Raw genomic sequence first — 23,485 nt, forward strand, 5'->3', positions numbered from 1 at the left:
TTGTGCGATCTATTTTCGAAACCTTTGCGTGAGGTGTTGAACCTTCGCTTGCGCTGCAAAGACATTTTTACGGGCAGGGGGTCAGAAGACTCATTTCAAAGGAGCCCGTGATGCCAAAGGCAGCTCGTATTTTTTCATCGTTTTCTGCACCGCGTATTTACACCGAACGTTCCGCCATTCCCGCCAAGCGCTCCGACACCTCCGAGTTCATCGGGGTGGCTCTTTTCTCCGGCATCGGCCTGTTCATTTCGCTCGTGGCCGTCATCCTCGGCATGCAGGGCGTCTGGTTTTAGCGAGGTCGAGCTGTCAGCCGCCGCCGGAATCCGGCAGCGGCCGGTGTCGGAGTGAGTCTTATGCCGCCTGCAGGCTGGTGGCGGCCTGAAGTGCGCCGGCCAGCGCCTTCTCGCGATGATCGGGGCCAACCTGGATGCCGTCGGCAATGATGAATTCCGGATTTGTGATGCCCATGAAGGCGAGCACGCCGCGCAAATAAGTTTCGAGATGTTCCAGCGATGCGGCCGGCGAGCCTGCGCCGTAATAGCCGCCGCGTGAGATGGCCAGGATCACGCGCTTGCCGCCGGCAAGACCCTGCGGCCCATTCGCGCCGTAGCTGAACGTCTTGCCTGCCACCAGGATGCGGTCGATCCACGCCTTGAGCTGGCTGGGGATGGTGAAGTTGTACATGGGGGCACCGATCACGACGATGTCGGCGGCGAGGAACTCGTCCAGCGCGGCCGCGCTCGCGGCAAGGTCCGGTCCGAGTTCCGCCGGCGCCGGCGCGCCTTGCGCGGCCGCCAAATGCGAGCCGGAGAGATGGGCGAGCGGGGCCTGGCTGAGGTCGCGATAGGCGATCTGAAGCGAGGGCGTGGCCTGCTTGAGGCGGTCGACGATGGCGGCGGAAACCTGCCGGCTGACGGAGTGGGGGCCGAGCACGCTGGAGTCGATATGGAGGAGTTTCATTTGGGGTCACCCTGGTATAGATTTGTAACCCGGACTACATGAGTGACTGTCGAAATCCCCGCAAGAACGCACTTTTTTGAGCCATGGACACATTATTGAAACCTGCTCACACCGATTTGCCTGCCTCGCCAAGGCTGGATCAGAGGCCAGGTCCCGGTCCGGATCAAAGGCCGGATCAAAGGCCGGATCCCAACCATGCGGACTGCCGCGGGGTCGCCTCCGTGCTGTCCCGCGTCGGCGACAAATGGAGCGTGTTCGTCATCATGATGCTGAGCGACGGGCCGAAGCGCTTCAACGAGCTGAAGCGCATGATCAACGGCATCTCGCAGCGGATGTTGACGCTGACGCTGCGCGGCCTCGAGCGCGACGGCCTCGTCACGCGCACGATCTTCCCGACCATTCCGCCGCGCGTGGACTATGAGCTGACCGATCTCGGCCACGGGCTGTCGCGGCCCGTCGAGGCACTCGGCAAATGGGCGAAGGAGCATCTCGATCAGATCGAGGCGGCACGCACGAAGTTCGACCAGCGCAACGAGGGCTAAAGCTGAAGGGGCACGTGCGCTTCACCCCCCCTGGAGGGGGAGGGTCGGCTCACATTGAGCGCAGCGAAATGTGAGACGGGGTGGGTGACAGTCTCTCCGCCGATGCAGTGCCCGAGTGGAGAGATCACCCCAGCCCGCTCGCGCTGCGCGCGATCGACCACGGGCGAGCTACGCTCGTCCCGGACCCCTCCAGGGGAGGGTAAGAGGACGGGCCACCGATCGAGCCTCATTTTCAAACGCCCTACAGCAGCGACACCAGTCCGCCGCCGTGGCGTTCGAGGCGGCCGGCGAGCTCGAGCTCCAGCAGCACGGTGCGCACGATCGCAGGCGAGGCGCCGGACATCCGCACGAGGTCGTCGATCGAGATTGGGGCAGGGCCGAGCAGGCCGGTGATCTGGTCGCGGTCATGGTTTTGCGGATCGCTCTCGAACGGCTCGCTGTCGGGCTCGCCGGCGGGGTGCATCAGCGGCCGCTCCATGATCGGCTGCACCGCGTTGACGATGTCGGCAGCTTCCGTAACGAGCGTTGCGCCCTGCTTGATCAGATCGTTGGTGCCTGCGGCGCGCGGATCGAGCGGCGAGCCGGGGACCGCGAACACCTCGCGGCCCTGTTCGGCCGCCATGCGCGCGGTGATCAGCGAGCCGGAGCGGTGCGCCGCCTCCACCACGACGACGCCGAGCGAAGCGCCCGAGATCAGCCGGTTGCGGCGGGGGAAGTCGCGGGCGCGCGGCTCATGGCCGAGCGGCATCTCGGAGATCGCCGCGCCCTTGTGATCGAGGATCGCGGCGAGCAGATCGCCATGCTCGGGCGGGTAGATGCAGTCATGGCCGCCGGCGAGCACCGCGATCGTGCCGGTCTCGACGCTGGTGCGATGCGCAGCCTGGTCGACGCCGCGCGCCAGCCCCGAGATGATGACGAAGCCGGCTTCGCCGAGCTCGCGCGCGAGCTGGCCGGCGAACTTCAAGCCGGCGCCGGAGGCGTTGCGCGAGCCGACGATCGCGATCATCGGCCGCATCAGGGTTTTTGTGTCGCCGCGCACCGCGAGCAGCGGCGGCGCATCGTCGATCATCGCAAGGCGCGCCGGATAGCCGTCCTCGCCGGGCGCGAGCCAGGCGATGCCGAGCTTGCGGCTCGCCGCGAGCTCGGCCTTCGCGTCATCCGCGCTGCAGATCCGCCCCGATCGCTGCGCACCGCCGCGGCGCGCCAGATCCGGCAGCCGTTCCAGCGCGGCGCGCGCCGTGCCGAAATGATCGACCAGCGAGCGGAAGGTGCGCGGTCCGACATTGTCGGAGCGGATCAGCCGCAGGCGGTCGACCCGCTCAGCCTCGGTCAGCTCCACGCTCGGGTTGATGGCGTCCACGGCGTCTCCTTGTGTGCGCAGCATGGAACAACCTGAGGGCGTGGGCAACAGCGGCGTGCGCTTGCGCGGCCCCTTCGCGATGCTAAAAGCGATGGCAATAAGAAGGATTTTGCCATGATCTCACTTGCCGACCTCCAGCGCCGCATTGAAGCGGGCGAGCTTTCGCCCGAGGCCGCCATCGCCCAGTCGCATGCGGCGATCGAGGCCAGGGAGAAAGACGTCCGCGCCTTCGTCCGGCATGACAAATCCGCGAAAGCGCAAGCCTCCGGGCCGCTGCGCGGGATTGCCGTCGGCATCAAGGACATCATCGACACCGCCAACATGCCGACCGAGATGGGCTCGGAGATCTATCGCGGCTGGCAGCCGCGCTCGGACGCGCCGGTCGTGATGATGCTGAAGCGGGCGGGGGCCACCATCATCGGCAAGACCACGACCACAGCGTTCGCCTCGAGCGATCCGACCCCGACGCTCAATCCGCACAACCTCGGCCATACGCCGGGCGGCTCGTCCGCCGGGTCGGCCGCAGCGGTCGGTGCCGGCATGATTCCGCTGGCGCTGGGCACCCAGACCGGCGGCTCGGTGATCCGGCCGGCCGCTTATTGCGGGGCTGCCGCGATCAAGCCATCGTTCCGGATGCTGCCGACGGTCGGCGTGAAGTGCTATTCGTGGGCGCTCGATACGGTCGGCCTGTTCGGATCACGGGCAGAAGATCTCGCGCGCGGGCTTTCGGCGATGACCGGCCGCACCGAATTCTCCGGTATTGCGCCGGCGAAAGCGCCGCGCATCGGCGTGGTCAGGCAGGAGTTTGCCAAGGCCGTGGAGCCGGCGGCAGAGGAGGGCTTGCAGGCGGCGATCAAGGCGGCCGAGAAGGCCGGCGCCAGCGTGCAGACCATCGATCTGCCCGAGGGGGTCAAGGAAGCCTGGCGCATCCATCCCATCATCCAGAACTTTGAGGCGCATCGCGCGCTCGCCTGGGAGTTTGACGCGCGTCACGACGAGATCGCGCCGATGCTGCGCGCCAGCCTCGATGAGACGGTCGGGATAACCCCGAAAGACTATGACGAGGCGCGGCGGATCAGCCGGCGCGGCCGTCGCGAGCTCGGCGAGCTGTTCGAAGGGGTCGACGTGCTGCTCACTTATTCCGCGCCCGGCACCGCGCCGACCAAGGCGCTCGCGACGACCGGTGATCCCCGCTACAACCGGCTCTGGACGCTGATGGGCAATCCGTGCGTCAACGTGCCGGTGCTGAAGGTCGGTGGCCTGCCGATCGGCGTGCAGGTGATCGCGCGCTTCGGCAATGACGCGCATGCGCTGGCGACGGCGTGGTTCCTGGAAGACGCGCTGGCGAAGTCAGGCTAGCGCGGGTTCGCCGGCGGCGACGCGTTGGCCGAGTACAGGTGGAGCTGCGCCGGCGATTGCGGCTTGGCCGAGCCAGCGCTCGGCGGCCTCGCGTCCGCTCCGGTGCAACAGGCGAATGAAGCCGCGGCCGAGATCGGTCGATGAGCGCTGCGCCAGCCCGTCAACGGAGTCTTCCGCCGCGATCCTGGAGAGCCGCAGCGAAGGTGCCGTCTGCGCCTGCGCCCATGCGATGGCCGCAACCTCGGCATTGAGCGCGGCGTTCGCCGCGATCTGGTCGAGCCGGCGGTCGATCGCGGCAAGCGTGATCGGCACGTAGCTGTCGCGCGACGGCGTGACCTGGACCAGCAGCACGTCCGTCGCCGCCGTTTCCTGAACCAGCCTCACCAGCGGGGGATTGCCGCCGAAGCCGCCGTCCCAATAGGCCTCGCCATCGATCTCGACGGCGCAGTGCACAAGTGGCGGACAGGTCGAGGCCAGCGCGACATCGGCGGTGATGGCATCGTTGCGGAAGATCTGTTGCTGCCCGTCGCGGATCCGCGTCGCCGCAATTAGGAGTTTTGGCGATTTCGCCGCGCGCAGCGCCGCGAAATTGATGTCGCGCGACAGCGCCTGCCTGAGCGGATCGAGGTCGAAGGGGTCGAACTGGCCGGAGCGCAGCGTCGGCCCGAACGCGACCGAGCTTCCCGCCGGCGAGAAGCCGCCGACCAGCATCAATGAACGGAACGAGGCCTCGTGCATCAGGCGGACCCAGAACCGGTTCAGCCGGCTGCGGGCGGCTTCGCGGCCGCCTTCGGCAAGGCCGGAGGCAAGCAGGAGCGCATTGACGGCGCCGGCGCTGGCGCCGCTGATTGTGTCGATTTCGATGTCAGGCTCTTCCAGCAGCCGCTCCAGCACGCCCCAGGTGAAGGCGGCGAAGGTGCCGCCGCCCTGGAGGGCCAGCGAGAGTTTTTGCGGAGGCCATTGTCTTGATGGAGCCGGGACCGGCGCAACGGGTGCGGCGACGGTGATCACCCCGACAGGGCGCGGCGGTTGCGCGGCCGCAACAGGCGCCGGCGGTGTAACGGAGGCAGGCTCTGGAGTGGGAGGCGGCGAGGGGGCACCGGACCAGATGTCCGTTGCAAAGAGCAGCCGGCTCGCCGCGGTGCGCCCGGCAACTTGCGAACCACCGTCAATCTGTGCGCCGACCATCTTCTCGCTCATTCTGAGCAACCGCGTAACGCCGTCTTCCTCGTCAGGATGACAGGCATGGAACCCGTTCGCTACTGTCTGCCGCGAGCGGTGCGAAAGTTGCGAACAGGATTTGGCGTATAATGCGGAAAGGGTGCGGCAGTATCCGTACTTTTTTCAGCCTTGGATTTTGTTTGACGCGTTTTCTTGACGCGAACCGGTATCCACTTCGCTCGAAAACGCTCTATGCCTTCTCGCCGATCCGGCTTTCCTTGCCGGATTGCAGCCGCTTGATGTTCTCGCGATGCGCGTAGAACAGCAGCAGCGTCAGCACCGCGAACAGCGCAGACAAAGCGAGATGGCCGAACCACCACAGGAACATCGGTGTGATGAAGGACGCCACCAGTGCCGAGAGCGAGGAGTAGCGGGTGGTGAAGGCGGTCGCGAGCCAAAGCAGGCAGAACACCACCGCGGCCGGCCAGAACAGTCCGAGCAGTATGCCGATATAGACCGCGACGCCCTTGCCGCCCTTGAACTTGAGCCAGACCGGGAAGAGGTGGCCGAGGAAAGCGCCGAGCCCCGCCACCATCGCCGCATTGGGGCCGGCGATGTAGCCACAGATCACCACGGCCACGGTGCCCTTGAGCGCATCGAACAGCAGGGTGCCGGCGGCAAGGCTCTTGCGCCCCGTGCGCAGAACATTGGTGGCGCCGATGCTGCCGGAGCCGATCGAGCGGATATCCTGCGTGCCGGCGAGTTTTGTCAGCACCAGTCCGAACGGGATCGAGCCGAGCAGGTAGCCGATGACGAAGGCCACCGGCAGGAAGGCTTCAAGCCCCATGGCTGGATCTCCAAAGGCCGCATCCGCATGTCGAATCGAGGCGCCACACATGATCCCGCACGTCAGACATGTTCGTACACCGTCCGTCCGCCGACAATGGTGCGCACCACGCGGCCTGTAAAGCGGGCCTCGTCGAACGGAGTATTCTTGCAGGGCGATTTGAGGTCGGCGGGATCGACCACCCAGGGCACATCGGGGTCGATCACGATGACGTCCGCCGGGCTACCGGCGCGCAAGGTTCCGCCGGGCAAGCCGAGCAGCTCGGCCGGCCGGGTCGACATCGCCCGGATCAGCGTCTTGAGTTCCAGCTCGCCATTGTGCACCAGCCGCAGGCCGGCGGGCAGCATGGTCTCCAGACCGATGGCGCCGGGAGCGGCTTCCGCGAACGGCAGGCGCTTGACCTCGACGTCCTGCGGATTGTGGTCGGACATGATGACGTCGACGAGGCCGGAGGCGATGGCGGCGACCAGCGCGCGGCGGTCGTCCTCGGTGCGCAGCGGCGGCGACAGTTTCAGGAAGGACCGGTAGGGGCCGATGTCGTTCTCGTTCAGTGCAAGATGGTTGATCGAGACCGAGGCGCTGACGGGGAGGCCTGCATCGCGGGCGCGCTTGAGGATTTCGAGCGAGTCGATGCAGGACAGCGATGCCGCGTGATAGCGGCCGCCGGTCAGTGCGACGAGGCGCATGTCGCGCTCGAGGATCACCGCCTCGGCGGCACTCGGGATGCCCATCAGGCCCAGCCGCGATGCGAACTCGCCTTCGTTCATAACGCCTTCACCGACGAGATCGGGATCCTCCGTGTAGTGCACGATCAGCGCGTCGAAATCGCGCGCGTAGGTCAGCGCGCGGCGCATCACCTGCGCATTGGTCACGCTTCTGTCGCCGTCGCTGAAGGCCACGGCGCCCGCGGCTTTCAGCAGGCCGAACTCGGTCATCTCCTGGCCGTGCATGCCCTTGGTGAGCGCCGCCATCGGCTGGATGTTGACGATCGCGGTGTCGCGGGCGCGCCGCATCACGAAGTCCACGGTCGCCGAATTGTCGACCACGGGCAGGGTGTCGGGCTGGCAGATGATGGTGGTGATGCCGCCGGTCGCAGCCGCCTGGCTCGCGGTGGCAAAGGTCTCGCGATGGCTGTAGCCGGGCTCACCGACGAAGGCGCGCATGTCGATCAGGCCCGGCGCGACGACCTTGCCGGCGCAGTTGACGATGTCGGTGCCCTCGGGGACGCCGGCCGCGCCAATGCCGCGGCGGGTCTCACGGATGGTGCCGTCGGCGATCAGGACGTCGCCGACACCGTCGAAATCCCTGCTGGGATCGACGACGCGGGCGTTGGCGAGCAGGATGGGGCGACGGTCGGTCAGCATGGGCATCACGCGTTCGGCAGGTTACGGGCGAGCGCTTCCAGCACCGCCATGCGCACGGCGACGCCCATCTCCACCTGTTCGCGGATCAGGGACTGCGCGCCGTCGGCGACCGCCGTGTCGATCTCGACGCCGCGGTTCATCGGGCCGGGATGCATGACGAGGGCGTCCGGCTTGGCGTAGGCGAGCTTCTTCTGGTCGAGCCCGAAATAGTTGAAATACTCGGAGGTCGACGGCACGAAGGAGCCGTTCATCCGCTCGCGCTGCAGCCGCAGCATCATGACGATGTCGGCGCCGTTGAGACCCTCGCGCATGTCGCGCGCGACCTCGACGCCCATCCGCTCGATGCCGGGCGGCAGCAGCGTGGAGGGGCCAACGACGCGGACGCGGGCGCCCATGGTGTTGAGCAGGATGATGTTGGAGCGGGCGACGCGCGAATGCAGCACGTCGCCGCAGATCGCGACCACGAGCCCCTCGATGCGGCCCTTGTTGCGGCGAATGGTCAGCGCGTCGAGCAGCGCCTGGGTTGGATGCTCATGCGCGCCGTCGCCGGCGTTGATCACGGAACCGTCAACCTTGCGGGCCAGGAGTTCCACCGCGCCGGAGGCGTGATGGCGCATCACCAGGATGTCCGGGTGCATCGCGTTGAGCGTCATCGCGGTGTCGATCAGCGTCTCGCCCTTTTTGATGGACGAGGAAGCGACCGACATGTTCATGACGTCGGCGCCGAGGCGCTTGCCGGCGAGCTCGAACGAGGACTGGGTCCGGGTGGAGGCCTCGAAGAAGAGGTTCACCTGCGTCCGTCCACGCAGGACGGTACGCTTCTTGTCAACCTGACGGTTGAGCTCGACATATTCTTCGGACAGGTCGAGGAGGCCGCTGATGTCGGCCGCGGAAAGGCCCTCGATGCCCAGCAAATGCCGGTGGCCGAGGACGAAGGTCGATTTCGATGTCATTAAAACGAGAGCTATAGGCGGGGATGGCTGGAGGGGCAAGGGCCAATGCCGGGGCGGGGAGTTATCCCCTGAGGAGTCTGGTACACCGTCATTCCGGGATGGCGCGCGAGCGCCAGACCCGGAATCTCGAGATTCCGGGTTCGATGCTTCGCATCGCCCCGGAATGACAGGGAAGTTTAGATGCGCTCCATCAAATCGATTTTGATCGCACTTTTAGCAATCGCTTCCATCTCATCCGCGTCCGCCCAGTCGCTCCCCGGCGGCTTCGTCTATCTGCGCGACATCGATCCCACCATCGTCCAGGACATCCGCTACGCCACGCCGAACAATTTCGTCGGCCGTCCGCTCGCCGGCTACGGCGCCGGCGAGTGCGTGGTGAAACGGGAGGTGGGGCTGCGGCTGAAGGCGGTGCAAGAGGAGCTGACGGCGCAAAACCTGTCGCTCAAGATGTTCGACTGCTACCGGCCGGCGCGGGCCTCGCTCGACATGGTCAAGTGGTCGCAGAACGGCCACGAGACCGCCGCCGAGCGGCGCTACAATCCAAAGATCCCGAAGACCGAGCTGTTTCGCCTCGGGTACATCGCGAGCCGCTCGCAGCATTCCACCGGTGCGGCGCTCGACCTCACGCTGGTCGATCTCAAGGCCGACAATTCCGGCAAATATGACCCGACCAAGACCTACGCCGATTGCACGGCGCCGGTCGAGGCGCGGGCGCCGGAAGGCAGCGTCGACATGGGCACCGGCTACGACTGTACCGACGCCAGGGGCCATACCGCGGCACCGTCGATCAATCCTGAGCAGCGGGCCTGGCGCAGGCGGCTGGTGGCTGCGATGGCCAGGCAAGGCTTTGTGAACTATTCGAAGGAGTGGTGGCACTTTTCCCTGCCGGGGGCGGGCGGGGCGGCCTATGATTTCCCGATCCAGCCGCGCCGGAGCTGATTCCGCGCCGAGGACGCAAGATGACCCAGCCCGCGTTTTCGACCCACGAGGTCTTCAACCAGTCGCCGCCATTCGAGGACGTCGATCTGTTTGCCGTGGACCGGCCGCTGGTCGACGCGGTCAAGGCCAATGGCGGTGCGGCGGCGGAGCGGGAGTTGTCGGAGTTCGGCAGGCATTGGGGCTCCGCCGCGATGGCCGATCGCGGCCGCGTGGCGAACGAGAACACGCCGAAGCTGCGGACCTTTGATGCAAAAGGCAACCGGCGCGACCAGGTCGAGTTTCATCCGGCCTATCACGAGCTGATGGCGCACAGTGCGCATGCCGGCGTGCACAATTCTACCTGGACGGCGGACGGAAGACCTGCAGGCGATGCCGCCGAGGTCATCCGGGCCGCAAGATTCTACATCGCCGCGCAGGTCGAGACCGGCCATCTCTGCCCGATCACGATGACGCGCGCCTCCGTCGCCGCGCTCGCGATGCAGCCGGATCTGCTGGCGCGTGTGATGCCGGTGCTGTCGACCAGAAGCTACGATCCCGCCTTCGCGCCGTGGCGGGACAAGCGCGGCATGACGCTCGGCATGGGCATGACGGAGAAGCAGGGCGGCACCGACGTCCGCTCCAACATGACGCGCGCGGTGCGCGACGGCGATGCCTATCGCATCACCGGCCACAAATGGTTCATGTCGGCGCCGATGTGCGATGCGTTCCTGGTGCTGGCGCAGGCAGATAGCGGGCTGACCTGTTTCTTCATGCCGCGCTTTGCGCCTGACGGTTCGGTCAATGCGATCCAGTTCCAGCGGCTGAAGGACAAGCTCGGCAACCGCTCCAATGCCTCCTCTGAAGTCGAGTTCGTCGGCGCCTATGCGCAAGCGGTCGGCGAGGAGGGCAAAGGCATCCGCACCATCATCCAGATGGTGCAGCTGACGCGGCAGGATTGCGCCATCGCCTCGGTCGGATTGATGCGTTCGGGCCTCGCCCATGCGCTGCATCACGCCCGGCACCGCAGCGTGTTCCAGAAACATCTTGCCGATCAGCCCTTGATGCAGGCCGTGCTGTCGGACATGGCCCTGCATGTGGAAGCAAGCGTCGCGCTGGTGATGCGGCTCTGCCGCGCCTTCGACCGGACCCCGCACGATGCGTCGGAAGCTGCCTACATGCGGCTTCTCACGCCCGCGATCAAATACTGGACGTGCAAGAGCGCGCCGGCATTTCTCTATGAGGCGATGGAGTGCCTCGGCGGCAACGGCTATGTCGAGGACGGCATTTTGGCGCGCCACTACCGGGAGTCCCCAGTCAACGCGATCTGGGAAGGGTCCGGCAACGTCATGTGCCTCGACGTGCTCCGCGCGCTGTCGCGTGAGCCGGAAGCGGCAATGGCGGTGCTGCAATCCCTTGTCGCCGAGACCAAAGGTCTGCCGGGCGCCGGCGAGGCGGCCGCATTCATCGGCAAGACCTTTCGCCGCGCCGACGGCGAACGCGTCGCGCGCCTTGCGGTCGAGAAGCTGGCGCTGCTGGCCGCGGCTGCTGCACTCAATGGCGTGTCACCTCGTCAGGCCGAGCTGTTCGCGACCACGCGCCTGGCAACGAGCCACGCCAACATGTACGGCGCGGTGGAGCTTGAGAGTGGCACCGCGCGCGAACTGCTGGCGAGGGCGCTGCCGTGACTATTTATTCCGTCATTCCGGGGCGATGCGGAGCATCGAACCCGGAATCTCGAGATTCTCAGGTGCGCATTTGCGCACCAGAGTTCGGTCCTTCGGACCGCCCCGGAATGACGGTGATGTTCTAACGAAAGCCTCCTGATGGACTCCCTCAATCCCGATCATCCGCCGCTCGTCATGACGCCTGCGCCGCCGCGCGTCTGGAAGTTCTGGGGCACTGCACTGTGGGGCCTCTTCATCTTTGTCGCGATGTTCGTCGGGCAGGTTGGCGCGATCGTTCTATTGGTGGTGCTCCGCGACGTTCCCTTCGACATGGCTTCGTTCCAGTCGATCGGTCACGAGCCCCAGGCGCTGGCGCTGTCGGTGATCACAGGGCTGCCGGCGACGCTGGCGGCGGTGTGGCTCGCCATCCGCATCAAGAAGGCATCGTTCGCCGACTACCTCGCGCTCTATTGGCCGTCATGGAAGCAGCTGCTGTTCGGCGTGGTCGGTCTCGTCCTGATCGTGCTGGCCTGGGAGGTGGCGTCGCGGTCGCTCGGCCGCGAGGCGACGCCGGGCTTCATGACCGATCTGTTGAAATCGGGACGCGACAAGGGCGCCGCGCTCCTGCTGCTGGTCGCCTTCAGCGTGGCCGCGCCGATGTCGGAAGAAGTCTTGGCGCGCGGCTTCCTGCTTCGCGGCTGGTCGGCGAGCTTTTTGCGCGTGCCCGGTGCGATCATCCTGTCGTCGCTGGTGTGGACAATCGTGCACCTGCAATACGACTTCTATTTCCTCGCCGAGGTCTTCACCATCGGCCTGTGGTTCGGCTACATGCGCCATCGTGCGAATTCGCTCTGGCTGACGACCATCCTGCACGCGCTGAACAACATGACGGCGGTGGTGCTGACGATGTGGCTGGGGAACTGAGGCGGGCGTTGCCTCACACTCCGTCATTGCGAGCCACCGGGTCCGCGCAATGCGCGGCCCGATGACAGGCTCCGCGAAGCAATCCAGATTGCCTCCGCGGAGACAGTCTGGATTGCTTCGTCGCAAGGGCTCCTCGCAATGACGATGGAGAGAGAGGCTGCTCGCAACGACGGGTGCGCTTAGGCCACCAGCGCGATCGTGATCGGCATCGTGATCGCCGCCAGGATCGTCTGCAGCGTGATGATCTGTGCCAATAGCGGTGCGTCGCCGCCCATCTGGCGGGCCAGCACATAGGCGCTGGGCGAGGTCGGCACGGCCGCGCAGATCGCGACGATCGCAAGGTTGATGCCTGACAGCCCGAACCAGGCGGCCAGCACCAGCGCGAGCACGGGCATCAGGACCAGCTTGAATGCCACCCCGATCGCCGCGCCCGTGCTCGGGCGGAGCAGGCCCTTGAGCTGCAGGCCGGCGCCGGTGACGAGCAGGCCGATCGCCAGCGAGGAGCGGCTGAGCGCGTCCGCCACCTCGTGCCAGATCTTCGGTAGCGGCAGATGGACGACGTTGATGACGAGGCCGATCACGCAGGCCCAGATCAGGGGATTGCGGATCACCGTCATGACGATGGCGCGGGCGGACTGCTTCTCGGGCGCTGCGTAATGTGCAAGCACGGCGACGCTGAAGACGTTGACCAGCGGGATGATTGCGACCATCGCCACGGAGGCGAGCGCCAGCCCGACATCGCCATACAAATTGGCGGAGACGGACAGCGCGACATAGGTCTGCCAGCGCGTCGCGCCCTGGAAGATCGAGGTGAAAGCGGGGCCGTCGATATCGAGCCGCGACAGCGCGGGGCGGAGCGCGAGGCAGAGCAGCGACATCGCCAGTGCCGACAGCAGCAGCGCGCCGCCGACGCCGGCGACCGGCACTTTGGTGAGGTCCGCCTTCACCAGCGTTTGGATCAGCAGCATCGGGAACAGCACGAAATAAGTCAGCCGCTCCAGCCCGTGCCATTGTGTGTCGAGCCGCATCAGGCTGTGCCTGAGCACGACGCCGAGCACGATGAGGACGAAGACCGGCAGCAGCGCCGCGATCACCACAGTCATGGGATCAGCCGGCGCGCAGGTTTGCGAGGCGGTCGAGCGCGCCTTGCAGGATGAAGATCGCGGCGTGCTCGTCGATGACCTCGGCGCGCTTGGCGCGGCTGACGTCCATGCCGATCAGCTCGCGTTCGACGGCCGCGGTCGACAAGCGCTCGTCCCAGAGGCCGATGGGAAGCGCGGTGAGGCCGGCGAGGTTGCGGGCGAAGGCGCGGGTGGATTGCGCGCGCGGGCCCTCGCTGCCGTCCATGTTGATGGGCAGGCCGAGCACGAAGCCGGCCGCCTTGCGCTCGGCCGCGATGGCCAGCAGCCGGGCGGCGTCCTGCTTGAACTGCTTGCGCTGGATCGTCTCGACGCCGGTGGCGAGCCGCCGGTCCGGGTCGGACACGGCGACGCCAATGGTCTTGGTACCCAAATCAAGCCCGACCAGCGCACCGCGTTCGGGCCAGTGGGTTGCAGCATCGATGAGAGGCAGGATAAGAGCCGGCATGGATCTAGCGCATATCACGCGTCGCGCTGCGGAGTGAACCCTCGACGATGGATGCACTGACACTATTCGGCCTGTTTGCCGTGACGGCGATGCTGGTCTGCTATGCCCTGGAAGACCGCAGCCACTGGTTCGTGCTGCTGTTCGCGGCGTCCTGCGCGCTCGGCTCGGCCTACGGCTTCCTGCAAGGCGCCTGGCCGTTCGGCCTCATCGAGGCGATCTGGGCCGTGGTTGCATTGCGGCGGTGGCAACTCACGCCGCAGAGATAGGCCGGACGAGGGGGCCGCCGGGCGCTGGCGGCTCCTCGCCCGGTATCAGATCAGCGGATCGCGATCGGGTTGATCATCGCCTGCACACCGCCGGTCCAGCGCGGCTGTCCCAGCACGAACAGGAATTCATAGCCCTTGTCCCGGGCGAGCGCGGCGGTGTCCATGTTCTCGAGGATGTAGGTCCCGTTCATCGCGAGCAGGATCTGGTGCACCTCGAACACGTTCTTGGACTCGAACGGCAGCACCTCGAGCGCCCAGGTGTCGGCGCCAACAGCCACGACGCCCTTGCCGGTCAGGTACTTTGCGCCCTCGACGCCGAGACCGGGCTCGCCGGCCGAGTAGCGCTTGTCATCCTTGCCGATCAGGCTGAGCCAGCCGGTGTGGAAGATGACGACGTCGCCCTGGCGGATCTCCACGTTCTGCTGCTTGGCGGCTTCCTCGATCTCCTTGACGTTGAAGGCGGTGCCTTCCTTCACCACGTCGGTCTTGAAATAGGCGGCCATGTCGAGCAGCACCCCGCGGGTGACCATCGGCGGCACCTTCTCGATGCCGAGCTTCTTCAATCCGTTCGGATCGGCGAAATCGGCGAGCTTGTTGCCGTTGTAATAGACGTGCTCGACGCCGAGATGGCCGAGCCCGTCGAGCTGGCTGCCGATGCCGACCCAGGTGTCGAGGATGTCGTCATTGTAGGTCGCCTTGTTGGGACCGAGGCCCGGGCTGCCGGCCTGTCCGGGCTGCACGATGGTGAGCTTGAAGGTGCGCGGCGGATAGGCGGGCGTTTGCGGCGTGACGGGAATGCCGAGGGCGTAGGTCTTGCCGGTCTTCACCAGAGAGGCGGCCTTCACCACGAGCTCGGGCGTCATGTAGTTGGCGGCGCCGATCTCGTCGTTCGGCCCCCATTTCGATTTGGTCCAGTCCTGTGCGCTTGCAGTTCCTGATATCGCCGACAACGCGGCGACGCAGCACAACACGAGCGTATTGCGCATCGATAGTCCTCCCGATGTTTGGCTTCGTTTATGGTTTCGCGCTGGCCAGTCACTCATCCTAACGTAGAATGATCGCGCGCTTCAAAGCTTTTCGATGTGTTGCGCTGCGACGGCAGAACGCTGCACGTATCGATTCAAACGCGATAGATTTGTGACGAATTTCGTGGCGTGGAACGTTCGCGTCGCGTCAGGCCGCGATGACATCCTCGTCCTTCTTCAGGCACGCGGCAAAGCCTTGCAGCGCGCTGTATTGATGTCCGGCGCTGCGCTGGATGAAGAGCGTCTCGGCGCGCGCATGCGCGGAGCTCAGCGCGTGGATCGACACGCTGCTGTTCATCGCGCTGCGTTCGACGACCGCGCGCGGCAGCAGCGTCACGCCCATGTCGGCGGCGACGCAGCCGATCATGCCGTCGAGCGTGCCGAGCTCGAAGCGTGCGGCGGACGGCCAGCCGAATTCGACGAACACCTGCTCGAGCCGCTGGCGATAGGTGCAGCCGGTGCGGAACACCAGCGCGGTCGGACCCGACTCCGGCGTGCCGGCGCGCAGCTCGGGCAGTGACGTCCAGCGCCGCGCGCTGACCAGCACCAGCTCTTCGCGGAAGGCGTTCGTCGCCGTGAGGTCGGCATGCGCGATGGGACCTGCGACGAAGGCGCCGTCGAGCGTGCCGTCAAGCACGCCGGCGACGAGGTCGGCCGTGGTCGCGGTGCGCAAGGAGAGGCGCACGGCGGGGAAGCGACGGTGGAAATCGGCGAGCAGTGGTGGCAATCGCACGGCTGCCGTCGTCTCCATCGAGCCGATCGCCAGCGGTCCCTTCGGTTCGCCATCGTCGCGTGCGGCCAGCACGGCCTCGCGCGACAGCGCGGCCATCCGCTGCGCGTAGGGGAGGAGACGTTTGCCGGCGCCGGTCAGCGTCATGCCGCGGCTGTGGCGCTCGAACAGCGGCGTGCCGATCTCCGCCTCCAGCGCCTTCACGCGCTGGGTGACGTTCGATTGCACCGTGTTGAGCTCTTCTGCGGCCCGAGTGATGCCGCCGGTACGGGCGACCGCGGCGAAAGTCTGGATGTCGCTGAGTTCCATGGCGTCGTTTCGCTTTTGAGATGGCAGCGTTCGCAACAATTCATTTTTCGAGAATGCTAGTCGGACCTAGTCTCGCTGTCCAGATCGGGGAGGAGCCATGCCGATTGCGACACCGTTGACCACGCTGCTCGAGATCGAGCATCCGATCCTGCTGGCGCCGATGGATGTCGTCGCCGGCAGTCGTCTGGTCTCGGCTGTGAGCCGTGCCGGCGGTTTCGGCATTCTCGGCGGCGGCTACGGCGAGCAGGCGTGGCTGGAGCAGGAGACGGCGAAGCTCGCCGAACTGCGTGCGCCGTTCGGGATCGGCTTCATCACCTGGAGCCTCGCCAGAAAGCCCGAGCTTCTCGATGTCGCGCTCGCCGCCAAGCCGTCTGCGATCATGTTGTCGTTCGGCGATCCCGCGCCGTTCGCGCCGAGGATCAAATCCGCCGGTGCGCGCCTGATCTGTCAGGTGCAGGGCGAGGTGATGGCGCGGCAGGCGCTCGACGCCGGTGCCGACATCCTGATCGCGCAGGGGACGGAGGCGGGCGGTCACGGCGCCTCGCGCACCACCGTCGATCTGGTGCCTGCGATCGTCGATCTCGCCGCGGGCCGTGTGCCTGTCGTCGCGGCCGGCGGCATCGCGGACGGGCGCGGGCTCGCCGCGATGATGATGCTGGGCGCGAGCGGCGTGCTGCTCGGCACGCGCTTCTATGCCAGCCAGGAGGCTGACGGCGCGGAGGAGGCCAAGCGGCGCATCTGCGCAGCCAACAGCGGCGCGACGGTGCGCGGCATCATCTTCGATCTCTCGCGCAACAATGTCTGGCCGGCGCCGTTCACGGGACGGTGCCTGGTCAACGACCATGCGCGGCGCTGGATCGGGCGCGAGGTCGAGCTGATGCAGAATGTCGCCGCAGTCGCGGCTGAATATGCGGCGGCAAAGGCGGCCGGCAATTTCGATGTCGCAGCCGTGATCGCGGGCGAGGCGGTCGGATTGATTCATGATATTCCACCGGCGGCGGAGATCGTCGAGCGGATCGCGGTGGAGGCGGAGCAGCTTCTTGCCGGCAGGAGAAACTCGGTAGTCGCGGCGCAAACTTCTTCACCCTCCCCTGGAGGGGGAGGGTCGCTTCGCATGTAGCGAAGCGAAATGCGAAGCGGGGTGGGATGACCTCTCCACACGGGCAGCGCCTCAATGGAGAGACTGTCACCCCACCCCGCTCGCGCTTCGCGCGATCGACCCTCCCCCCAGGGGAGGGTAAGAAAAACGAGAGAGAACAACCATGTGGCCTGACCGTCGACTGATCGATCTCTTCAAGACCGAATTCCCGATCGTGCTGGCGCCGATAGCGGGCGCGATGGATGCAAAGCTCGCGATAGCGGCAGCGAAAGGCGGCGCGCTCGGCTCGCTACCATGCGCGATGCTGTCGGCCGAGAAGGCGCGCGAGCAGGTCAACATCATCCGCCAGCATGTCTCGGCGCCGATTAACATGAACTTCTTCTCCCACAAGCCGCGCGAGCTTTCGGCGGAAGCCGAGGCGCGCTGGAAGCAGCGCCTGGCTTCCTATTACGCGGAGTATGGCCTCGATCCGGCCACGCCGATCGCGGCCGCCAACCGCGCGCCGTTCGATGCCGCGTTCTGCGAGGTGGTCGAAGAATTGAGGCCGGAGGTCGTCAGCTTCCACTTCGGCCTGCCGGAGCCGAAACTGCTTCAGCGCGTGAAGGCCACTGGCGCCGTCGTTATGTCGTCGGCCACGATCGTGAAAGAGGCGATCTGGTTGGAGGAGAACGGCGCCGACGTCGTTATCGCGCAGGGCGCGGAAGCCGGCGGCCATCGCGGCATGTTCCTGACCGAGAATGTCGCCGAGCAACCCGGCACATTCGCGCTGGTGCCGCAGGTGGTTGACGCGGTGAAGGTACCTGTCATCGCGGCCGGCGGCATCGCCGACGGACGCGGCATCGCGGCGGCATTCGCACTGGGTGCTTCTGGGGTGCAAATCGGCTCAGCATATCTGCGCTGCCCGGAGTCCACGGTAAGCCCGGCAGCGCGCCTGGCGCTGGCACGGGCGGGGGACGATACGACCGTCATCACCAATGTGGTGACCGGCCGTCCAGCGCGTGGTGTCCCCAACCGTGTCATGCGCGAGATCGGCCCGATTTCGCCTGATGCGCCGGCCTTCCCGCATGCCGCCACCCCGCTCGGACCGCTGAAGGCGGCTGCCGAAAAGCAGGGCAAAGTCGATTTCACCAATCTCTTTGCCGGACAAGCCATTGCCTTGGGCCGTGAGGTCCCTGCGGCTGAATTGACCCGCGATCTGGCCAAATCGGCCTTGGCTCGCCTGAAAGCGCTGTCCGGATAGGCCCCCAGGGCCGGTTGCGGCGCAAAAGCGGCCTCTGCTATACGGCACATAGGTTTTGCCGTGAGAGGCCTTATATAATGTCCGTCGACGCCGCTACCGTCCGCCGCATCGCGCATCTGGCGCGCATTGCGGTTTCCGAGAACGAGGTTCCGCATCTGCAGGGCGAGCTCAACGCCATGCTCGCCTTCGTCGAGCAGCTCTCGGAGGTCAATGTCGAGGGCGTGGAGCCGATGACCTCGGTGACCCCGATGCAGATGAAGAAGCGGCAGGACGTGGTCAATGACGGCGAGATCGCCGACGATATCGTTGCCAACGCGCCGGCGACCGAAGGTCACTTCTTTCTTGTGCCGAAGGTCGTAGAGTAACTTTTAGGACGTGGTCCGATGTGTCTGCTTTGCGACGATGAGAAGGCCTATCAGGCCTACATGAATTACCTCGACAAGATGGAGCGGCAGGGCAAGGCTGCCGACCCCAATGTCGCCGTCAATGCCGTGCTCGACGAGATCGAGGCGGCCGCGAAAGCCGCCGCCAGAAAAGACGACCCGGCCAACGACAAGACCCTGTCTCCGTTCTTCTGCAGCCCGATCAATAAATGACCGATTTGACATCGCTGACGCTCGCCGAGGCCCGCAAGGGTCTCGCCGACAAGACTTTCACGTCACTCGAGCTGACCGACGCGCATCTGAGCGCGATCGAAGCTGCGCGTGTGCTCAACGCCTTCGTGCTGGAGACGCCCGACCAGGCGCGCAGCATGGCGCGCGAGGCCGACGCCAGGATCGCCAAGGGCGATGTGGGTCCGCTCGCCGGTATCCCGCTCGGCATCAAGGATCTGTTCGCGACCAAGGGCGTGCGCACCACGGCGTGCTCAAAGATCCTCGGCAATTTTGTGCCGACCTACGAGTCCACCGTCACCTCACAGCTCTGGCGCGACGGCGCGGTGATGCTCGGCAAGCTCAACAATGACGAGTTTGCGATGGGCTCTGCGAACGAGACCTCGTGCTTCGGTCCCGTCGGCAATCCCTGGAGGCGCGACGGCAGCAACACGACGCTGGTGCCGGGCGGCTCGTCGGGCGGCTCGGCCTCGGCGGTGGCGGCGCTGCTGTGCATGGGTGCGACTGCGACAGATACCGGCGGCTCGATCCGCCAGCCGGCGGCGTTCACCGCAACTGTCGGCATCAAGCCGACCTATGGCCGATGCTCGCGCTGGGGCATCGTCGCCTTTGCCTCCTCGCTCGACCAGGCAGGTCCCATCGCACGCAGCGTGCGCGACAGCGCGATGCTGCTGCGCTCGATGGCCGGGCACGATCCGAAAGACACGACCTCGGTCGACATCCCCGTGCCGGATTACGAAGCCGCGATCGGCAAGTCCGTGAAGGGCATGAAGATCGGCATCCCCAAGGAATATCGTCTCGACGGCATGCCGGCTGAGATCGAGAAGCTGTGGGGCGAGGGCGCGGCGTGGCTGAAGGCGGCGGGTGCCGAGCTCGTCGAAGTGTCGCTGCCGCACACGAAGTATGCGCTGCCGGCTTATTACATCGTGGCGCCGGCGGAGGCGTCCTCCAACCTCGCGCGCTACGACGGCGTCCGCTATGGCCTGCGCGAGCAGGCCAAGAACATCATCGAGCTGTACGAAAACACTCGCGCCGAAGGTTTTGGCGCCGAGGTGCGCCGCCGCGTCATGATCGGCACCTATGTTCTCTCGGCCGGCTATTACGACGCCTATTATCTGCGCGCCCAGAAGGTGCGTACGCTGATCAAGAAGGACTTTGAGGATTGCTTCGCCAAGGGCGTCAACGCGATCCTCACCCCGGCGACGCCGTCGGCTGCCTTCGGCATCGGCGAGAAGAGCGGCGAAGATGCGGATCCGGTCGAGATGTATCTCAACGACATCTTCACGGTGACCGTGAACATGGCGGGCCTGCCGGGTATCGCCGTGCCCGCCGGCAAGGATACGCAGGGCCTGCCGCTCGGCCTGCAGCTGATCGGCCGTCCATTCGAGGAGGAGACGCTGTTCTCGCTCGGCGAGGTGATCGAGCAGGCGGCAGGCCGCTTCACGCCCGCGAGGTGGTGGTGACGATGGCGGCGTTCATCGCCAGCCTCGACGACGCAGCACCTGCGCCGGAACTCGGCGCACCGCTCGCTGGCCTCTGGTGGGCCGCCAAGGGCGACTGGGACCGTGCGCACGGGATCGTTCAGGACGACAGCAGCCGCGAGGCCGCCTGGGTGCACGCCTACCTGCATCGGGTCGAGGGTGATCTCGGCAACGCCGGCTATTGGTATCGCCAGGCCGGACAGCCCGTGGCAAAGGATTCGCTTGAAGCAGAATGGCAGCGCATCGCCAACGCGCTGAGTGGGAGTGCGCCGGCATGAGCGAGTCTGGATTCAAGGGGCCCAAGGCGAAGCCCGAGGATCTGTTCGGCCGTTTTCGCGAGATCGTTTCCGATCCCCTCAACCTTCTGATCGAACGCGTCCCGATGGCTGGTCATGTCGAAGGCGACCAGGTCTATCTGCATAACGGACTGAAGGTCCCGGGCATCGGGCCCGGCGCGTATTACGGACCCTTCAGCAGCGTGCTCATCATGAATCGCGGCGTCCACGAGCCGCTGGAGGAGTACGTCTTTCAGGAGCTGCTGAAGCGGCTGGGCGAGATGCCTGCGATGATCGAGCTCGGCGCCTATTGGGGCCACTACTCCATGTGGCTCAAGAAGGTCCGCCCCAAGGCAGAAGTCATCCTGGTCGAGCCGGACACCGCTTGCCTGAAGACCGGTCAGGATAATTTCGCGCGCAACGGACTGAAGGGCGAGTTCATCAAGGCCTTCGTCGGCAACGGCAAGTTCGAGGTCGACGCCTTCTTCCGGGACAGGAAGATCAAGCATATCGACATATTGCATGCCGATATCCAGGCCTTTGAAGTCGAGATGCTGCAAGGCGCGGAGAGCGTGCTGACCAAGCGCCGCGTCGATTATCTGTTTATTGCAACCCATTCGCAGGCCCTCCATCGCGAGGTGGTCGATCGTCTCAAGGCGCAGGGCTATCGGGTCGAGATATCCAGCGATTTCGAGGACCAGAGCACTTCATTCGACGGCTTCGTGTTTGCTTCCTCTCCGGAGGTCGCGGCGCTGTTCGGAGAGATCGAGGTGATGGGCCGCCCCGAGATCGCGCTGCGCCCGCCGGCCGACGTGCTTCGGTCGCTCAACGGGTTTCTCGACGCGAGTGAACGGCGAACAGCCAACGGATCAGTAACGCCATGAACGCATCCGCCACCCCCCACAAGCTTCTCAAAGGTGCCACCGGTGACTGGGAGATGGTCATCGGCATGGAAATACATGCCCAGGTGACCTCGAACGCAAAACTGTTCTCGGGCGCCTCCACCGCATTCGGCGGCGAGCCGAACAGCCACGTGTCGCTGGTCGACGCGGCGATGCCGGGTATGCTGCCCGTCATCAACGAGGAATGCGTCAGGCAGGCTGTCCGGACCGGGCTCGGTCTCAACGCGACGATCAATTTGCGTTCGGTGTTCGACCGGAAGAACTATTTCTATCCGGACCTGCCGCAGGGCTACCAGATCAGCCAGTACAAATCGCCTGTGGTGGGCGAGGGCGAGGTGCTGGTCGAGCTCGATGGCGGCCGCAGCGTCACCGTCGGCATCGAGCGCCTGCATCTCGAGCAGGACGCCGGCAAGCTGCTGCACGACCGTTCGCCGACCATGTCCAATGTCGATCTCAACCGCTCCGGCGTGGCGCTGATGGAGATCGTGTCAAAACCGGACATCCGCGATGCCGAGCAGGCCAAGGCCTATGTGACCAAGCTGCGCTCGATCCTGCGCTATCTCGGCACCTGCGACGGCGACATGGAGAAGGGATCCTTGCGCGCCGACGTCAACGTCTCGGTGCGCAAGCCCGGCGGGCCGCTCGGCACCCGCTGCGAGATCAAGAACATGAACTCGATCAACTTTATCGGCCAGGCGATCGAGTACGAGGCGCGGCGCCAGATCGAGATTCTCGAGGAAGGCGGCCAAATCGACCAGGAGACGCGGCTCTACGATCCCAACAAGGGCGAGACGCGCTCGATGCGGTCGAAGGAAGAGGCGCACGACTATCGCTACTTCCCCGATCCCGACCTCTTGCCGCTCGAGTTCAGCCAGGCGTTCGTCGACGAGCTGAAGGCTGAGTTGCCGGAGCTGCCGGACCAGAAGAAGACGCGCTTCGTCGCTGATTTCGGCCTGTCGGCCTATGATGCGAGCGTGCTCGTTGCCGAGCGCGAGAGCGCGGTATTCTACGAGACGGTGCTCGACAAGCTCGCCAACCGCGCGCGCGACGGCAAGATGGCAGCGAACTGGGTGATCAACGAGCTGTTCGGCCGTCTCAACAAGGAAGGCCGGGACATTACGGGCTCGCCGGTCAATGCCGAGCAGCTTGCTGCGATCATCGACCTGATCGGTGAGGGCACGATCTCGGGCAAGATCGCCAAGGATCTGTTCGAGATCGTCTGGCAGGAAGGCGGCGACCCCCGCGCGCTGGTCGAAAGCCGCGGCATGAAGCAGGTCACCGACCTCTCGGCGATCGAGAAGGTGGTCGACGACATCATCGCGGCCAATCCCGACAAGGCCGCGCAGGTGAAGGACAAGCCGCAGTCGCTCGGCTGGTTCGTCGGCCAGGTGATGAAGGCGTCGGGCGGCAAAGCCAACCCGCAGAGCGTCAACGACCTGCTCAAGTCCAAGCTCGGCGTCTAGGCTCACGCGTTCGAACGAGGTGGCGGACACGCTCCGTCACCTCGCGACGGCTTCGCGATGCGACGTTCGTGCGCATCGTTGGTGGCAAACATCACCCGCTGAGGGCGCGCAGCGCCACCGAATCGCCGTCGCGCGATTCGCGCAAAACGGCGACTTGCACACGCTCTGACGAGCGCTTCCGCCGTTAAGCATGAAAATAATTTCGTTGCCAAAAATCGCGACTCAGAGTCCGCGACTCGCCTCTGCGAGGCGATAGCGCGCATTGCAGTGCACTTCATCGCACTGATCACGCGTGATGTGTGCGCGCAGAATAGTACTTGCTGCATAGAGTTTTTTTGCAATCACTGCGCTGGACGACGTCGATGCTGCGAGAAGCATTTGCAATCGCGGACGCGTGTCTCTGCGTGTCGGCAAATCAAGCGCGGCTGGCGCACGCGCACCGCGC

Annotated in this window: 25 protein-coding genes; 15 read left to right on the plus strand and 10 right to left on the minus strand. The window is 65.7% G+C overall.

The window, feature by feature from the left end; genetic code table 11:
- Positions 1–110 precede the first annotated feature (110 nt).
- On the plus strand, positions 111–293 hold the full coding sequence (locus N2603_RS19745; RefSeq protein WP_260390048.1) for a hypothetical protein: 183 nt from the start codon (positions 111–113) through the stop codon (positions 291–293).
- Positions 294–351: 58 nt separating this feature from the next.
- On the opposite strand, the gene N2603_RS19750 is transcribed toward N2603_RS19745, so the two are convergent.
- A complete protein-coding gene (locus tag N2603_RS19750) occupies positions 352–960 on the minus strand; it encodes an FMN-dependent NADH-azoreductase (RefSeq protein WP_260390049.1) in 609 nt (202 codons plus the stop codon).
- 83 nt (positions 961–1,043) lie between these two features.
- Here N2603_RS19750 and N2603_RS19755 point away from each other — a divergent pair, with 83 nt between their 5' ends.
- Positions 1,044–1,502 (plus strand): winged helix-turn-helix transcriptional regulator, encoded by a 459-nt coding sequence (locus tag N2603_RS19755; protein ID WP_260390050.1) that lies wholly within the window; start codon positions 1,044–1,046, stop codon positions 1,500–1,502.
- Between the two features lie 241 nt (positions 1,503–1,743).
- On the opposite strand, the gene dprA is transcribed toward N2603_RS19755, so the two are convergent.
- Positions 1,744–2,886 (minus strand): DNA-processing protein DprA, encoded by a 1,143-nt coding sequence (gene dprA, locus N2603_RS19760; protein ID WP_260390051.1) that lies wholly within the window; start codon positions 2,884–2,886, stop codon positions 1,744–1,746.
- 90 nt (positions 2,887–2,976) lie between these two features.
- On the opposite strand from dprA, the gene N2603_RS19765 reads away from it, so the two are divergent.
- Positions 2,977–4,221 (plus strand): amidase, encoded by a 1,245-nt coding sequence (locus tag N2603_RS19765; protein ID WP_260390052.1) that lies wholly within the window; start codon positions 2,977–2,979, stop codon positions 4,219–4,221.
- Here the strand turns inward: N2603_RS19765 and N2603_RS19770 are convergent.
- The 4 genes from N2603_RS19770 to N2603_RS19785 form a co-directional block, all read right to left on the minus strand.
- Complete coding sequence (locus N2603_RS19770; protein ID WP_260390053.1) at positions 4,213–5,421, minus strand: patatin-like phospholipase family protein; 1,209 nt, start codon at positions 5,419–5,421, stop codon at positions 4,213–4,215. The genes N2603_RS19765 and N2603_RS19770 overlap by 9 nt on opposite strands.
- Before the next feature lie 211 nt (positions 5,422–5,632).
- Entirely contained in the window at positions 5,633–6,229 is a 597-nt protein-coding gene (gene plsY / locus N2603_RS19775) for a glycerol-3-phosphate 1-O-acyltransferase PlsY (protein ID WP_018644543.1), read from the minus strand.
- Between the two features lie 62 nt (positions 6,230–6,291).
- Positions 6,292–7,593 carry a dihydroorotase gene (locus tag N2603_RS19780; protein WP_260424222.1) on the minus strand — a complete coding sequence of 434 codons (1,302 nt, stop codon included), beginning with the start codon at positions 7,591–7,593 and terminating at the stop codon, positions 6,292–6,294.
- Between the two features lie 5 nt (positions 7,594–7,598).
- On the minus strand, positions 7,599–8,546 hold the full coding sequence (locus N2603_RS19785; protein ID WP_018644545.1) for an aspartate carbamoyltransferase catalytic subunit: 948 nt from the start codon (positions 8,544–8,546) through the stop codon (positions 7,599–7,601).
- Positions 8,547–8,726: 180 nt separating this feature from the next.
- Between N2603_RS19785 and N2603_RS19790 the strand changes: the two genes are divergently transcribed.
- The 3 genes from N2603_RS19790 to N2603_RS19800 all read left to right on the plus strand — a co-directional run bounded on the left by N2603_RS19790 (position 8,727) and on the right by N2603_RS19800 (position 12,052).
- The gene (locus N2603_RS19790) at positions 8,727–9,485 is read left to right on the plus strand and encodes a M15 family metallopeptidase (RefSeq protein ID WP_260390055.1); all 759 of its coding nucleotides are present in this window, start codon (positions 8,727–8,729) and stop codon (positions 9,483–9,485) included.
- A gap of 20 nt (positions 9,486–9,505) precedes the next feature.
- Positions 9,506–11,149, plus strand: coding sequence for an acyl-CoA dehydrogenase family protein (locus N2603_RS19795; protein ID WP_260390056.1), 1,644 nt, complete (start codon positions 9,506–9,508; stop codon positions 11,147–11,149).
- A gap of 138 nt (positions 11,150–11,287) precedes the next feature.
- On the plus strand, positions 11,288–12,052 hold the full coding sequence (locus N2603_RS19800; protein WP_260390057.1) for a CPBP family intramembrane glutamic endopeptidase: 765 nt from the start codon (positions 11,288–11,290) through the stop codon (positions 12,050–12,052).
- 179 nt (positions 12,053–12,231) lie between these two features.
- Here N2603_RS19800 and N2603_RS19805 read toward each other — a convergent pair whose 3' ends face one another.
- Both N2603_RS19805 and ruvX read right to left on the minus strand, forming a co-directional pair.
- On the minus strand, positions 12,232–13,155 hold the full coding sequence (locus N2603_RS19805) for an AEC family transporter (protein ID WP_260390059.1): 924 nt from the start codon (positions 13,153–13,155) through the stop codon (positions 12,232–12,234).
- 4 nt (positions 13,156–13,159) lie between these two features.
- Positions 13,160–13,639: a Holliday junction resolvase RuvX gene (gene ruvX / locus N2603_RS19810; protein ID WP_260390060.1), complete on the minus strand. Its 480-nt coding sequence runs from the start codon at positions 13,637–13,639 to the stop codon at positions 13,160–13,162.
- A 47-nt stretch (positions 13,640–13,686) separates the two neighbouring features.
- On the opposite strand from ruvX, the gene N2603_RS19815 reads away from it, so the two are divergent.
- The gene (locus tag N2603_RS19815; protein ID WP_260390061.1) at positions 13,687–13,905 is read left to right on the plus strand and encodes a hypothetical protein; all 219 of its coding nucleotides are present in this window, start codon (positions 13,687–13,689) and stop codon (positions 13,903–13,905) included.
- A gap of 50 nt (positions 13,906–13,955) precedes the next feature.
- On the opposite strand, the gene N2603_RS19820 is transcribed toward N2603_RS19815, so the two are convergent.
- Together N2603_RS19820 and N2603_RS19825 are read right to left on the minus strand one after the other, a co-directional pair.
- Positions 13,956–14,891 (minus strand): cyclase family protein, encoded by a 936-nt coding sequence (locus N2603_RS19820; RefSeq protein WP_018644553.1) that lies wholly within the window; start codon positions 14,889–14,891, stop codon positions 13,956–13,958.
- A 187-nt stretch (positions 14,892–15,078) separates the two neighbouring features.
- Positions 15,079–15,969 carry a LysR family transcriptional regulator gene (locus N2603_RS19825; protein ID WP_260390062.1) on the minus strand — a complete coding sequence of 297 codons (891 nt, stop codon included), beginning with the start codon at positions 15,967–15,969 and terminating at the stop codon, positions 15,079–15,081.
- A gap of 97 nt (positions 15,970–16,066) precedes the next feature.
- Between N2603_RS19825 and N2603_RS19830 the strand changes: the two genes are divergently transcribed.
- From N2603_RS19830 to gatB, 8 genes are all read left to right on the plus strand, one after another.
- On the plus strand, positions 16,067–17,089 hold the full coding sequence (locus tag N2603_RS19830; RefSeq protein ID WP_260390063.1) for an NAD(P)H-dependent flavin oxidoreductase: 1,023 nt from the start codon (positions 16,067–16,069) through the stop codon (positions 17,087–17,089).
- Positions 17,090–17,231: 142 nt separating this feature from the next.
- Positions 17,232–18,308, plus strand: a complete 1,077-nt coding sequence (locus N2603_RS19835; protein WP_018644556.1) for an NAD(P)H-dependent flavin oxidoreductase — start codon at positions 17,232–17,234, stop codon at positions 18,306–18,308.
- Positions 18,309–18,385: 77 nt separating this feature from the next.
- Positions 18,386–18,673, plus strand: a complete 288-nt coding sequence (gatC, locus tag N2603_RS19840; RefSeq protein ID WP_260390065.1) for an Asp-tRNA(Asn)/Glu-tRNA(Gln) amidotransferase subunit GatC — start codon at positions 18,386–18,388, stop codon at positions 18,671–18,673.
- Between the two features lie 18 nt (positions 18,674–18,691).
- Complete coding sequence (locus N2603_RS19845; RefSeq protein ID WP_074119612.1) at positions 18,692–18,904, plus strand: hypothetical protein; 213 nt, start codon at positions 18,692–18,694, stop codon at positions 18,902–18,904.
- Positions 18,901–20,382, plus strand: coding sequence for an Asp-tRNA(Asn)/Glu-tRNA(Gln) amidotransferase subunit GatA (gatA, locus tag N2603_RS19850; protein WP_260390066.1), 1,482 nt, complete (start codon positions 18,901–18,903; stop codon positions 20,380–20,382). Before N2603_RS19845 ends, gatA begins: the two co-directional genes overlap by 4 nt.
- Positions 20,383–20,384: 2 nt before the next feature.
- Entirely contained in the window at positions 20,385–20,678 is a 294-nt protein-coding gene (locus N2603_RS19855) for a hypothetical protein (RefSeq protein ID WP_208751666.1), read from the plus strand.
- Entirely contained in the window at positions 20,675–21,559 is an 885-nt protein-coding gene (locus N2603_RS19860; protein ID WP_260390067.1) for an FkbM family methyltransferase, read from the plus strand. The genes N2603_RS19855 and N2603_RS19860 overlap by 4 nt, the downstream gene beginning before the upstream one ends.
- Positions 21,556–23,040, plus strand: coding sequence for an Asp-tRNA(Asn)/Glu-tRNA(Gln) amidotransferase subunit GatB (gene gatB / locus N2603_RS19865; protein WP_018644561.1), 1,485 nt, complete (start codon positions 21,556–21,558; stop codon positions 23,038–23,040). Before N2603_RS19860 ends, gatB begins: the two co-directional genes overlap by 4 nt.
- Positions 23,041–23,485: the final 445 nt, after the last annotated feature.

It is taken from the genome of Bradyrhizobium huanghuaihaiense (assembly GCF_025200885.1).
Classification (GTDB): Bacteria; Pseudomonadota; Alphaproteobacteria; order Rhizobiales; family Xanthobacteraceae; genus Bradyrhizobium; species Bradyrhizobium huanghuaihaiense.